This window comes from Paenibacillus sp. SZ31 (genome assembly GCF_012912005.1).
Taxonomy (GTDB): Bacteria; Bacillota; Bacilli; order Paenibacillales; family Paenibacillaceae; genus Paenibacillus.
In genome coordinates, this window is the sequence record NZ_JABBEA010000020.1 from 92,149 (window position 1) to 105,380 (window position 13,232).

A 13,232-nucleotide genomic window follows, 5' to 3' on the forward strand; every position below is an offset into this window, starting at 1 on the left:
ACACGATATGCTTCTCGTAGTCAATCTGTTTTGTAATTTAATTTGTTAAATGATTTCTGCATAGCAAAAAGACATGAAGCTCTGACCTCTCCATGTCTCTCACCTGAGTTTATTTATTCGTATGTCGTCGTTAAAATGATCCAATAAGTGCATACCACATTACTGTATACTGGCGTTATATTCATCTCGAATAATCAATTCCGAATATATCAGCTTGCGTTCATAAGGTTCATCCAGATGTTTGATCCGCCACAACAGCTGATCTACCGCTCTCGTGCCCAGATTCTCTTTGTTAATATGCACCGAAGCGAGAATGGGCTCATCCGTCTGCGTATTGTCAAACCCTGTTACGGCACAGCGTTCAGGCACCTGAATACCTCGACTTTGTAGTGCCTGAATAACAATGACAGCTGTATGGTCATTCGCACATACGATGACTTCCGGGATGTCCTCCGGCTTCATTTCAGCAATGGATTTCCGGATCTGCTCGTACTCTGCTCCGAGTAAGTCTGCTTGCTGCTCCACCTCCAACTGCTTCTCTTCCAGCACCGTACGATATCCAAGCCAACGCTCTCGAAAGCTTGCAGCATCAGGCAGTTGCCCAGCAAACTGGAATCTTCTGTACCCTTTTCCAACGAGTATGAGAACAAGTTCTTTCATACACTTTATATTGTCCGTAAAAACCGAGTCTGCGTATATGGCGGGGTCTTCATGATCCACCATAACAAGCGGAATGCGCAACCTGTAAATCTCCAGCAATACTGATGTTGAAATGGTGCCCACGGTAATAACTCCGCTAATCGCTTCCGGATTAAGGACCGAGAACATCCGATCTGAAGAGGGTTCCGTCAGCGTTAAAATATCCATGCCCTTCTCATTCAGCCTCTCCGAAATGCCATCGAACACTGGTCCCCAGTACAAGGATGATCGATTCTGAGAACGAATGTTAGGAAACAAAATCAATATAGTGCCTTGTCGCTCCGCTACTGGCTTCATCTCGGCAGACGCCGGTGTCTCCCCCGGATAACGCTTCGGTTCGGTTCTGAAATACCCGAGCTGCCCCGCCGTTCTGACAATCATCTCGCGTGTATGCTCGCTCACACCAGGCTTGCCCGTCAGCGCACGAGAGACTGCGAATTTGGATACCCCCGCAGCATCTGCAATTTGCTGCATCGTTACTCTTTTGGCCATCCTACTCACCCGTTTTTTCTTATTTTCCATTCAGTTTAGCATAAAAAACAAAAATCAACAAAACAAGGTTATGTTATTCTATTTTTGTTAGGTAGTCATTTATCTGTTACACAAGGTGTTCGACATAACAAAAAAAGCCCCTCTCCTCACCTTCCATAGAAGATGACGAAAGGACCTTTGTCCCTTACTTATACGCCTGGTGCTCCCTGATCGCCGAGTTCCGACTGTAAAGCCGGACGTTTTCTGCGCCAGAAGATAGGCTGTGGAAGTTTGATCTCTGTGATCAGAACACCGACTAACATTAGCGTTGCTCCGACATATCCTTGCAACGTTAGCGACTCCCCTTGAAAGGTAAATGCAAAGGCTGCTGCAAACAGTGGTTCGAGTGAGAAGATCAGACTCGTTCTCGTGGGAGAAGCATGACGCTGCGCGAGTGTTTGCAAAATATATCCCAATCCGCTACACAACACACCTAACCCGAGAATTGCTGCCCAAGATTCAGCCGTATCGGGCATACGTGGCGTTTCCAGCAAAAATGTAGCCGCAATTCCCCACATCGCCGCAACACCTAATTGAACCGTTCCCAATGTTAACGGATCATGCTTCGGTGTGTACTTGCCAGCAATCATTATATAGATCGCATACACGAGTGCTGCAAGAATGCACAGAATATCTCCCGTGTGCAGACTCAGCTCATGTTGAAGCGTCAGCAAGCCAAGCCCGGTAACTGCAACCAGGATACTGAGCGTCAATCGTTTATCCGGCATACGACGATGCTGGATCGTCGTCAGGATCGGTACAAAAATAACGGCCAAACTTATCAGGAATCCCGCTTGGGATGTGGTTGTTCGTTGCACACCGTAGGTGATGAATACAAATGCAGCGAATAAAGCTGTCCCCATAATGACGCCTGCCACAAGTGTTCTGCGGTCCATCTTAAACAACCGCCGATGAAAAAGAAGTCCTGCCGCTATAAAGGCAATTCCGAAACGAAATGCGACCAGATTCAATTCTTGCATGGACTCTAGGCCCGATTTCATAAACAGATAGGATGATCCCCATATGACCGTTGCGAGCAGCATCTGTATGTCCGCTCTTCTCGTTGCCTGACCTTGATTAACCTGTACACCATTCATCTTGCTTCAACCTTCATTCTATGTATTCTGATCTCTGTGATCGTGCGTCAAACTAACTCGCCTTGGCAAGTATAAACGATCTCTTTGCATTATAAAAATGAATATTTATAATAGATTATATGAAATAAATTCATGTATCAAAACTGGGAAGGAACGGGACCATTCATGTCACTGATCAAATACGAAATATTGAATACCGTTGTGGAATATGGCAGTCTCACCAAAGCAGCAGAAGCATTGAATATCACCCAATCCGCAGTCAGCCATGCCATCGCCAGTCTGGAGACAGAATGTGGTTTTTCACTGCTCCATCGCGGCCGCTCCGGTGTGCGTGTTACCGCTGAAGGGGAACGCATTCTAGGATATACTCGTGAGATTCTACGCTGGACGGAACTGATGAACCAGGAGATCTCCCTCATTCGCGGCGCCGAGATTGGTACTGTGCGTATTGGTACATTCGCCAGTGTCTCCACGCAATGGTTGCCAGGCATTCTGAAACAGTTTCGTCTGCGTCATCCCGGAATTGAGATCAAGCTGTGGGAAGGCGATTATGCTGAGATTGAGGGCTGGCTGGCTGGAGGTGCCATCGATCTCGGATTTCTGTCCCTCGGCGATTCATCACCATTTGAGACCATTCCATTACAAAAAGACAGGATGATGTGCATCCTGCCTCTGGATCATCCTCTCGCCTCAGAGGAGTCATTATCGTTTGATATTCTGCTGGAGCAACCTTTTATTCTACCCAAATGGGGCGGAGATAACGAGATTGAACGACTGATCCGGCAGCATGCAGCCAAGCTCAATGTCGTCTATGAAGTCGCAGAAGATCAGGCCATCATGGCGATGGTCCGTAACGGCCTCGGCATCAGCCTGCTTCCGGAGATGGTTCTTCAAAATCATACCGATTCGCTCGCACTGGTGCCACTCTCTGGAGATCCTTATCGTACGATTGGCATGGCCTGTCCGTCTTTAGGCAATCTATCGCCCGCTACGCGGCGTTTCATTGAAGAGGTACAACAGTGGCTCGGCCAGACAATGTAAATTTGGAGAACTCACACCTCTGTCGTTAAGATCGATTTCTCCTATCCGTCACTCACAAATTGGATAACGCCGAGGGTCAATATCAGTACAAATATAACCGCAATCGTGATGCCAAAACCAATTAGGAAACGCACGCCAGGTGAGCGTTTGTTCTGCTGGCTGCCTCCCAGGTTATCCAATTTCCGCTCAATTTGATCCAATCTTTCATTTACCTGTTTCAGATCTTGATTGGAGTTCATACATCCATCTCCCTTTTCTGTGTCTTCGATCTATTCCCACACCCGATCCAGCTGATCTGCGTAGAAACGTATCGCTCGGTTATAGTCGTTTATTCTCTTGTCACTTGATGTATCTGCGAGTTGCACGAGCAGTCGTTGCATCGCTTCTACATGTTCACCCAGATTATAGAGCACCATGGCATAGAATACCTCAAATTCCCGGTACGCCGGGAATTCTTTCATCCCCTTTTCAAACCAATCCTTTGCCTGCTCATACTGTCCAAGCGTTCGATATGTGCTGCCCAGCCCGAGTATTGCGCCTGCTCTGTCCTCAGCAGAAAGCCCAAGACTTAGTGCCTTCTCATAATGCGGGACAGCCTCCCGCTCCAATCCAAGCGAATCATGTGCCCAAGCCAGCTGATACCAGACATTCGCATTCTCGGGTTCCTGCCCTGTCATCTCTTGCAATAGTTCAATCGCTTCCTGCACCTTGCCTTCTTTTCTCCATCGCACGGCCTGTTCCAAATTACTCATGCTGTCACTTCCCATCTTGCATTATAATTCCCACATATATGATTCAATTGTTTTATTATACCAAAAAAGCACCCCAGAGAATATGTTTTAACAACCTAGGTTGTCCAAACGCTATTCCATAGTGTGCTTTTTCATTCCGTGAAGGCAGCTAGCTAAGGTGAAATCTCTCTCTAAAAATGATCTGTTCATCACCTTAGTTAGACCATACCGTGTTCGCGACCATGACAATAAATACGAGCATGAGATAGTTCACCGAGATCAGAAAGTTCACTTTTGCCCATTTCTCATCATCCTGTGTCTTCAGTCCGCTAAGTGTATGCACGAACCAGATGAGCCCACCCATCAGGGATACAATCAGGAATACCAGACCAACATAGTCGTAGTAATACAACAGAAATACGGCAGGAAGCAGCAGAAAAACATAAGGGATCATCTGAAGCTTGGTGCGTTTCACCCCTTTAACAACAGGCAACAACGGGAAACCGGCAGCGCGATACTCCTCCACCCGGCGAATCCCCAATGACCAGAAGTGTGGTGGTTGCCACAGGAACAAAAGCGCGAACAGCAACCAGGCACCTGCATCAATTTCATTCGTTACAGCTGTATAACCGATGACAGGCGGCATCGCTCCTGCAATTCCACCCAGTGACGTGCTCCACGTCGAACTGCGTTTCAACCACATCGTGTAAATCACGATATAAGCGAACCATCCGAGCAGGGCCATCCAACCTGATAACGGATTCACCAGGAGATAGAGTACTGCTAGTCCCACAACACCAAGGATAATACCATAACCAAGTACAAACCCTGGCTTCAGATGGTTGATGTAATCCATCCTTTTTTTGGTGCGCTCCATCTTTTGGTCCAATTCACGATCCCAATAATTGTTAATCACACAAGCTGAAGCAATAACCAAAGTTGATCCAATCACGACCATGAACAGAGATAACCAGTTGATATCCCATTTTGAAGCTACCCAGAATCCTACCGCCACCGCAAACACATTCAGCCTTAGAAGTCCGGGTTTGGTTAATGCAATCATGTCTTTAAGCATGAGGCTCCTCCTGAACTATGTAAAAACGCCATTCCAATAATGATACATGTACCTACCATTAATTACAATCGCTTTCATGAATTTGTCATAACCAAAAAGCATCCCTCACCGTTCCAAAGAACCGGAGGAATGCTTGACTGATCAATTTCATCTCATTTTTATGGGATGTATTGTTGCACAATTTTAGTAACTTTTCCGTCCTGCACCGTCAGATGATACGGGAATACAGACAGATCAAGAATACGGGTATTCTCATACAACGATTCGAACTTGGATAATGTCACAGGTTCATTCCACTGAATGTCTGCGCCCTGCATCGTACCATCCCGATCGTACAACTGCATCAATACTTCAGCATTGGCGCTAACTTCAACCTGTTCCTGCTCTTTGCTGTCATTAACAATATAGTAACCATCTGGAGCACCATCTATACCGGCTTCCGGGTTACGCTGTGCAAAAACCGCATCGGCTTCTTCACCTTGATACCAGCCAATCTTGTCCACTGTCATATACAACTTGCCATTCTCTTGGTGCAAACCTTCCACGTAGGCAGTAAACATCTCGGAGTTTGCAACCTGAGCTTCTTTCGCAGAAGGTTGTTGAGCGTCCGTACTACCTTGAGCATTCGCAGGGGTAAGCAAATATGTAGTCAGCACAATCATACCAAGTAAAGCAACAACTGCACCGATCATTCGTAGTTTCCATTGTTTTGTCGCGTTCTTCATAGGTAACATCTCTCCTTAATATGAACGTTACTATTCCTTAACCGGAAGTCTTTCTTCTCAAACGCTCATGTGAACTATCCATTCCAACGTTCTTTCTTTTCCTATCATACTTGGAACAGAGATTATAAAAGTATCAGCCAGATTAAAAATAGTTACAACGCGCGTCATCTCTTCTGTCTATCGTCTTCGTAAACGGCAAAGAACCCTTGAAGGCATCGCCATTCAGGGGTTCTTTACTTGCTCCTCTTAATGATTGGGTTTGGAGCTTTGCGCCAAACGAACGAGCATATGAGCCAGCATGTGGCGTTCATCTTCCTTACCGACATTCCACAGCTCCTGAAGCAGTTTTTCTTCACGATTACGAGGTTCTTCCCGATCTGCCAGATAATCTGCTACTTTCTCGGCGATTTTGGCCATCTGCTCCTCGCTTAGTCCAATGGATTCTCCCATCGCAATTCGCTTACCCAGGTATTCTTTGAATGCATCAAAGTTCTGTAAGATCTGTTCTCTTTCTTCCGGTGCAATCTTCTCGATTGCATTGTCCACCTTGTCAGTGGAAACTTGGCCATCTTTATGGATGACATGATTTTGTTCATTCATCTGAATAACCTCCTTGAAAGTAGTCGTTCATTGGATTCATGCAACACGCGTAACATTAACCGGTTATCTATAATATAAACTGCTTGTCCAAGATTAATCAGTCCATTTCTATCCTGTAAACGTCCTGATCTTCGAGCATCACGTTTCAAATGAACTCCAGCGGTTAATCGTTTACATATACGTAATGGTGTTTGGTTATGTTAAGAAACACCTGTACATTACGGAACAAGGAGGGATTTCCCATGAGCGACAAAACCAAACATGAGAAAACAAATGATGAACTTGAACCAGGCGTGAACACGGTTATACACCCAGACAAGCAGAATCCCGGGCCAACGGATATGATTGAAGGCGTAGTTGGCGACATCGTGGAGAACATCCGGAAGGATTTCTCCCATGACTCAAAGGACGAGAAGTCTTCTTCCAAGTCAACGGATTCATCGAGTAAATAAGCGTGATTCTTTTCTACCTAGCAAAAGATAGCTCAAAAAGTCCTCCTGCCACATGCATGGCTTGGGAGGACTTTTTGGTAATGCAAAATTGAACAATCAACCTCATATCAGGAGGTGCATTTCAAAGTGAATCCTTTGTCATCTGCTGCAGCGCCTTATGAATCCAGATCGCGGCAATGGAACCTTCACCCATCGCAACCGTTGCTTGCTCTGCATGTAAACCCAGATCTCCGGCAATCCATACATTCGTCGCTGCCTGCAAGCTGCGCGGATCAGCTTCTACATGTTTATTATCTGCGATTACAGCTCCAAGCTGCTCCGCCAATTCATAGTGTACCCGATTGCCTCCAAAAGCGATGAAACCTCGTTCGGACTCAAAAATCTGTCCATCTTCGGTAAGAACACCAGTGATATGGCCGTCCTCGATCTGCTGCACTTCCTGGACCGCCGCTTCCAGATAGCGAACGCCCGCCTCTTTCATGCTGCGATGAAGCTCAGCAGATATAGGGGCCTGCTCATGATTGATATATAACAGATCATTCGTACGCTGAATTAAAATCATCGCCATATTGGCACCCGCTTCACCAGATCCCAACAGGACTGTACGTTGATCCTGAATCTCATAGCCGTCGCAATCAGGGCAGACGTAGACTGTACGCCCCAGCGTAGGGGTTAATCCCGGAATGTCGGGAACTCTATCCGAGAGCCCTGTTGCCAGTAGTACGGTTTTGCTCCTATATTCAGATCCGGAAGTACCGAATAATTGAATCTTGTCACCCTGACGTCCCGCTTTTACGATACGGTCTTTCTCAAAAGATATGCCTGTCCGCTCTGCCTGAATCCTGCCTCGGGCACGGAGTTCTTCGCCAGACACCCCATCGGGGAAACCGAGAATATTATGATAAGTCCGACACAACGTCGATCTGCCCTCTCCCGCATCGATCACCAACACCTGATGGGCCGAATAACGCCCAAGCTGAATGGCTGCCTGAAGCCCTGCGAGCCCTCCACCTACGATTATGCAATCAACCTCTCGCATGCTCCTTCTCCTCCTGAACATATATTTTGTCCTTCTATACATTAAACCGTTCAGTCAAACTTAACGCGTCCTCTTATTGCTTATCTTATACCAAAATAAACAGACCCAAACCATCCGTCGGAATCACGGTGAGTTTGGGCCTATAAGATTTATGATTGCTTAAAAATTATAAGATTCAAATCGCGATGCATTCGATATAGCATTCCATACATCGGCTGTTTCGCCGCCCATATACCAGTAAGCCAGTCCAGCAATTTGCCGTTGCTCACTCAACAACACTTTGGCAGATAACGAACGACTATCCTCTGCCCATATATATCTTGGCATACCGTTACTGTTGTACCCGATAATATATTGAACCAGACTTGCATCCCATCGTCTTACAGATCCCGTGGTATGCGCACGCGTTCCCTGTTCTGCCAGTGTAATGTCCCAAGAACTAGCTGCCGGATTCACTGAAGACCAGTCCCGTGTATATAGCGGAAGAGCCAAAATTGTTTTGGCGCGTACCACCTCGGAGAGCATAGTATCCAATGCCTTTTCCACCCATGGAAGAGACGCCACTGATCCTGCTTTCGGATCACCGTTCCAGTGTTCCTCGTATCCCATCAGCACCATGTAATCCGATACAGCACCCAGTTTGGCATAATCAAATGCATCCGTCCAATCTGTACCAAGGTCTGGTGATACATCCACAGACACTACTGCACCCAGTGCGTGCAACGTAGCCGTCAAGGAAGTGACAAATGCGGTTAACCCTTCACGATCCGCAGGATCGACATTCTCGAAGTCCACATTAATCCCGTCCAGCTTATAGGTTTTGACATAGGAGGCTACCTGTGAGATCACCGCAGCTCGGTTGACCGAACTGGATAACATCTGATGGGTAAGTGCCGAATCCGAACGATTACCAAGCAATGGCCATAGCTGCCTGTCTGTGGAAGATGCCCAGGAGATCAATGCCGGGTCTGCGTGATCTGTTACTTTCATACTGCTGTTCAAGAAAAACCAGCGCGGGACGAGCGTATTGACCTCAGATTGTTCCACTTGCTTCTTGAATTCAGCTGTAGTGGAGTTATATTGCCACCCCAACTGAACGCCCAGCTCATCCCCACGTTGTAACTGCTCAGACCATGTTTTCTTTTGTAAAATGGCATCGAGCATAACGGCTGCTTCTTCTCGCGTTACCTGGTCATGCGGTCGGAACACGCCTCCGCTTCCTCGCATCAGCCCAAGCTGGTATACCGTCTGCACATAAGGGCGTGCCCAGTCCGAGATATCATCTGCATCAAAATAGGTTGAAGATAAGAGTGATGTCTCTACGGGTTGTTGTTTTAACATTCGAACTAGCAGGGCTGCCGCTTCTTCGCGCGTAATGGAAGCGTTAGGCTGGAACGTTCCCTGACCCTTGCCCTCCAGAATAAAAAGATTCGTCATGGCGGCAACGTTGCCGTAATACCAAGCATTCATGCTTATATCCTGATAAGGATTAATGTTATTTTTAACGGGCTTCAAACCTAGCAATCTCACCGCAAATGTCGCAAATTCTGCACGAGTAACGGCTTTCTTCGGTTCAAACGTAGTCTCTGAAGTACCGGCAGCAATGCCTTTGTCCACCAAATGTGTAATGGCATCCTTGGCATAACTGGTACGCGTATCCTGAAACTGTTTCTGGACTGTTGCAGCTTGAACAATATTGCTATATCCAGCCACCGATCCAAGTACTAATATCCCGCATAAAGCCATTTTCCATAGACGTTGGTTCGTTATGTCTTTTAATCTATTATTCACATTAAAAAGCCTCGCTTCATTGAATTACGATCAAGTATCATCGTATCAAATTGAAGCGAGGCCGTATGTGGTTAAATGTTGGGAAATGCGAAGCTTACTTGAATCAATTTCATAACTCATTAAAATGAATTTATGTAACTAGATATAGACAAATTGAAACGTTTTGATCTATATCTAGCCTTGATTGAAGCAGCTAAAGGTATTATGAAATTGATTTATTTGTGTACTTTTACGCGCTCTTCGATCGGTTGGAACTCTTTCTCGCCTGGTGCTGCCGTTGGTTTACCAAATGGCATCTGAGCGATCAATCTCCAGTTCTCAGGAATGTTCCATTCTTGCTTCACTTTCTCGTCAATCAGCGGATTGTAGTGCTGCAAAGATGCACCCAGACCTTCTTGTTCCAAAGCAGTCCAGATTACCAGTTGCAACATACCGTTGGATTGGTTCGCCCAGATCGGGAAGTTATCTGCATAAGCTGCAAAATTCTGTTGAAGCTGTGCGATCGCATTGTTGTCTTCGAAGAAGAGAACCGTACCATATCCGCTGCGGAATCCAGTCATTTTCTCAGCAGTGGATTTGAAAGCTTCTTCATTACCTACCACTTCACGCAAAATTTCTTCTGTTTGATTCCACAATTTATCATGTTGTTCACCCAGCAATACAACGGCACGGGATGTTTGTGAGTTAAAGGAAGTTGGTGTATATTTCACCGCTTCTTCTACGATTTCCTGGATTTTAGCATCCGAAATTGTAGATTCCTTGCTGATTCCATAATAAGATCTTCTGTTTTTCAATGCATCAAAAAAAGTAGTCATTCTTATTCGCCTCCCAAAATGGTGTTTTTCATTGCCAACATAGTAACTATAATATAGTAACATACATTAGTCAACAAGCTAATTTATTTTCACTAAATATACATTCACCGAAAACATTTCAACAAGTTTGCCTAAAACAGCAATTGAAATTATTTTTCGCCCGTCTTTTTACGATAATCCGCCCGGTATTTCTCTTCGGTAGACGAGTTGCTTTTCGTCTGATCTTTATTCTTCTCTTCCTGAGCCTCCATATTCAGATCTTCCATCGGAATTGGATCTACAGTCTGTTCTTCCTCATGTCGGTCAAGCAAACTTTCATGCTCCGTCTTATATTGTTCGGGATTGTCTCGAGATTGGTCCTGACGAGTATCGCTGTTATTCTGATCCGGTGTGCGCTCTTTCATTCATGATCGCCTCCTCTGGTTTCATTACCCTTTCTTTACCTGTTCTGCCTGTCCTCTAAACAAGTTGATGTGCATTTTCCGAAAGAAAATCAACAAAAAAGCCAACCAGACAAGCTGGACAGCTCACAGAAGGCTTCTATGTTTGGCGATGCAATTGGGTACGGTACAGATCAGGCGAACATCCCACACTTTGTTTGAACATCCGGCTAAAATGCGAAAGGCGTTTGAAACCGGACAATCGACTTGCTTCTGTCACGGTGATCTCCGGCTGGAATTGAAACAACAGCTTCGCCTGATTGATGCGACGGTCATACAGGTATTTGAATATCGTCAGTCCTGTCATTTCCTTGAACATACCTGCCAGATATGGCTTGGACAGATGTAATTCCAGCGCCAAATCATCCAGACCAATATCCTTCATATAATGCGTATCCACATAACGGATAATATGTTGCACATGACGCTCCCTCTCCGATGAAGGAAGGTGTTCTTCCACATTGCCCTGGCAGATCTCTGCTACAAAATACAACAGATCACACAGTCGCACATTCATGCGCTCCTGCCTGTAACTGGTCTGACTTTGAGACAGTCGATGAAGATCATGCAATAGCGCTTCGAATTCAGAGCGGGTTTCTCCTGTCAGATTGACTCGGCAATTTCTAAGTTCTTCAAATGGCTTCAGCACCTCAACCATGCGGTCTGGATGCAGGCTGCTGCGAATGGCAGACGGATCAAAATGCAGTGTACTTCGCTCATAAGCACTGCCAAGTTTCGGATGCGGTCGATGAAGAGTCAAGCCATGCATCAGCACCAGATCACCCGGCTCCAGATTGTATACCCGGTCTCCTATAATATAGGTACATTCTCCAGCATGAAAATAATAAATTTCATAGTGTGGATGTGAATGGAATCCATCTGACTTGCCCGGGTTAAACGTACTGGTGGAACGGTAACTATACTCCAGTGGAGCACTAAATTGCATCATACTCGGCACATTCATGCACCTCCTGTTCGGGAGAGGTAGACGACTCCGGTCATGCCCCTATAGGATATATGAAAGTGAAATTATAGAAGCTGTTTAATACTTTCTTGAATCTCGTCGATGGAGTCGATCGGTTCGAAGCGTCTAACCACACGCCCCTCTGCATCAATCAGGAATTTCGTGAAATTCCATTTGATTGCATCTCCATGTAACCATTCTGGTGCTTTATCGGCCACCATTAATTTCAATAGTTTTGCCTGTATATCTGTTTCATCAAAGCCAGCAAAAGGCCCTGATCTTTTCAAAAAGTCGTAGAGTGGGTGCGCCGCTTCTCCATTCACATCCAGTTTGGAGAACATCGGAAATTTCACACCATAGTTAATCTGGCAAAACGATTCCGCTTCCGAACTGCTTCCAGGCTCTTGCTCTGCAAACTGGTTACACGGGAAACCAATAATCTGAAGTCCTTGATCCTTATACTGGTCATACAGCTTCTGCATGTCATCGAACTGGTGCGTATATTTACATTTGCTTGCCGTGTTTACGATGAGCACAGGTTTTCCTTCATATTGATAGAGCGGGAAACGCTCTCCACTGGTTCTGGTTACGGTAAAGTCGTAGATGGTTGGCATAAGTCTAGTGCACCTCGCGATAGTTATGTAGTCATACAGCATCATATGTCATTGTTAATTATATACGAAGTTTGAACTATTGTATCGGAGAAGATATTGATCGTTCAGATTAGACTCAGAGATATTTGAAAATATATCGATTACTCAACTGCTCTAATACTCATAACATATTTGGTTCTGGGCAGATACTTTATTTCCAGTGTTTTATCTCGATTTTCCCAGGCGATATCCCGAGTGTTAATCAATTCCATTTGATTTATTTCGATGGTTTGTTCCCTCCATTTCTTGCCCATGGATCCTATGTAGTTCGGTTTACCTGTTACTGTTTCGTAATCTTGGGAGAGATAAGGACCTATATCCTGGATACCCGACACTGTCTTAGGAGCAAAAAGTAATATCAAGCCGATACCGAAAATGATGCAACAGCACTTGAAAGATATTCGTTTTACGATGTTTTCTATTTGCTTCATGCCATGAAACAACCCCATACCGAGTGTAAATACTGCCATGATAACTCCAATCAAATTTAAAAAGATCCAACTAGGGCGTGTCTTCAAACTCAAGCAAGCCACACCATAATGGATGCCAAGGCCAAAAAAGACTTAAATGTACACGCTA

The 13,232-nt window shown here is 45.4% G+C and carries 16 protein-coding genes; 2 read left to right on the forward strand and 14 right to left on the reverse strand.

Features of this window, described 5'->3' with window-relative positions; translation table 11 throughout:
* Positions 1–159 precede the first annotated feature (159 nt).
* Positions 160–1,191: a LacI family DNA-binding transcriptional regulator gene (locus HF638_RS25895; protein WP_169482857.1), complete on the reverse strand. Its 1,032-nt coding sequence runs from the start codon at positions 1,189–1,191 to the stop codon at positions 160–162.
* 188 nt (positions 1,192–1,379) lie between these two features.
* Positions 1,380–2,327 (reverse strand): DMT family transporter, encoded by a 948-nt coding sequence (locus HF638_RS25900; RefSeq protein ID WP_169482858.1) that lies wholly within the window; start codon positions 2,325–2,327, stop codon positions 1,380–1,382.
* 165 nt (positions 2,328–2,492) lie between these two features.
* Between HF638_RS25900 and HF638_RS25905 the strand changes: the two genes are divergently transcribed.
* Positions 2,493–3,368: a LysR family transcriptional regulator gene (locus tag HF638_RS25905; protein WP_169482859.1), complete on the forward strand. Its 876-nt coding sequence runs from the start codon at positions 2,493–2,495 to the stop codon at positions 3,366–3,368.
* Positions 3,369–3,409: 41 nt separating this feature from the next.
* Here HF638_RS25905 and HF638_RS25910 read toward each other — a convergent pair whose 3' ends face one another.
* The 5 genes from HF638_RS25910 to HF638_RS25930 form a co-directional block, all read right to left on the reverse strand.
* Entirely contained in the window at positions 3,410–3,607 is a 198-nt protein-coding gene (locus HF638_RS25910) for a hypothetical protein (protein ID WP_169482860.1), read from the reverse strand.
* Between the two features lie 30 nt (positions 3,608–3,637).
* Positions 3,638–4,120, reverse strand: coding sequence for a tetratricopeptide repeat protein (locus tag HF638_RS25915; protein WP_169482861.1), 483 nt, complete (start codon positions 4,118–4,120; stop codon positions 3,638–3,640).
* 193 nt (positions 4,121–4,313) lie between these two features.
* Positions 4,314–5,174, reverse strand: coding sequence for a heme o synthase (gene cyoE / locus HF638_RS25920; RefSeq protein ID WP_169482862.1), 861 nt, complete (start codon positions 5,172–5,174; stop codon positions 4,314–4,316).
* Positions 5,175–5,332: 158 nt separating this feature from the next.
* Positions 5,333–5,899: a hypothetical protein gene (locus tag HF638_RS25925; RefSeq protein WP_169482863.1), complete on the reverse strand. Its 567-nt coding sequence runs from the start codon at positions 5,897–5,899 to the stop codon at positions 5,333–5,335.
* A 246-nt stretch (positions 5,900–6,145) separates the two neighbouring features.
* On the reverse strand, positions 6,146–6,499 hold the full coding sequence (locus tag HF638_RS25930) for a DUF3243 domain-containing protein (RefSeq protein WP_169482864.1): 354 nt from the start codon (positions 6,497–6,499) through the stop codon (positions 6,146–6,148).
* 242 nt (positions 6,500–6,741) lie between these two features.
* Here HF638_RS25930 and HF638_RS25935 point away from each other — a divergent pair, with 242 nt between their 5' ends.
* Positions 6,742–6,951 (forward strand): hypothetical protein, encoded by a 210-nt coding sequence (locus tag HF638_RS25935; protein WP_169482865.1) that lies wholly within the window; start codon positions 6,742–6,744, stop codon positions 6,949–6,951.
* 121 nt (positions 6,952–7,072) lie between these two features.
* Here the strand turns inward: HF638_RS25935 and HF638_RS25940 are convergent, their stop codons facing one another.
* From HF638_RS25940 to HF638_RS25970, 7 genes are all read right to left on the reverse strand, one after another.
* Positions 7,073–7,990, reverse strand: coding sequence for an NAD(P)/FAD-dependent oxidoreductase (locus tag HF638_RS25940; protein WP_169482866.1), 918 nt, complete (start codon positions 7,988–7,990; stop codon positions 7,073–7,075).
* A 159-nt stretch (positions 7,991–8,149) separates the two neighbouring features.
* Positions 8,150–9,781: an S-layer homology domain-containing protein gene (locus tag HF638_RS25945; protein ID WP_348982155.1), complete on the reverse strand. Its 1,632-nt coding sequence runs from the start codon at positions 9,779–9,781 to the stop codon at positions 8,150–8,152.
* 215 nt (positions 9,782–9,996) lie between these two features.
* The gene (locus HF638_RS25950; RefSeq protein WP_169482867.1) at positions 9,997–10,596 is read right to left on the reverse strand and encodes a nitroreductase family protein; all 600 of its coding nucleotides are present in this window, start codon (positions 10,594–10,596) and stop codon (positions 9,997–9,999) included.
* Between the two features lie 149 nt (positions 10,597–10,745).
* Positions 10,746–11,000, reverse strand: a complete 255-nt coding sequence (locus HF638_RS25955) for a hypothetical protein (RefSeq protein ID WP_169482868.1) — start codon at positions 10,998–11,000, stop codon at positions 10,746–10,748.
* A 136-nt stretch (positions 11,001–11,136) separates the two neighbouring features.
* Positions 11,137–11,985: an AraC family transcriptional regulator gene (locus tag HF638_RS25960; RefSeq protein ID WP_248278277.1), complete on the reverse strand. Its 849-nt coding sequence runs from the start codon at positions 11,983–11,985 to the stop codon at positions 11,137–11,139.
* Between the two features lie 80 nt (positions 11,986–12,065).
* Positions 12,066–12,614: a glutathione peroxidase gene (locus tag HF638_RS25965; RefSeq protein WP_062833964.1), complete on the reverse strand. Its 549-nt coding sequence runs from the start codon at positions 12,612–12,614 to the stop codon at positions 12,066–12,068.
* Between the two features lie 140 nt (positions 12,615–12,754).
* Positions 12,755–13,123 (reverse strand): hypothetical protein, encoded by a 369-nt coding sequence (locus HF638_RS25970; protein ID WP_169482870.1) that lies wholly within the window; start codon positions 13,121–13,123, stop codon positions 12,755–12,757.
* Positions 13,124–13,232: the final 109 nt, after the last annotated feature.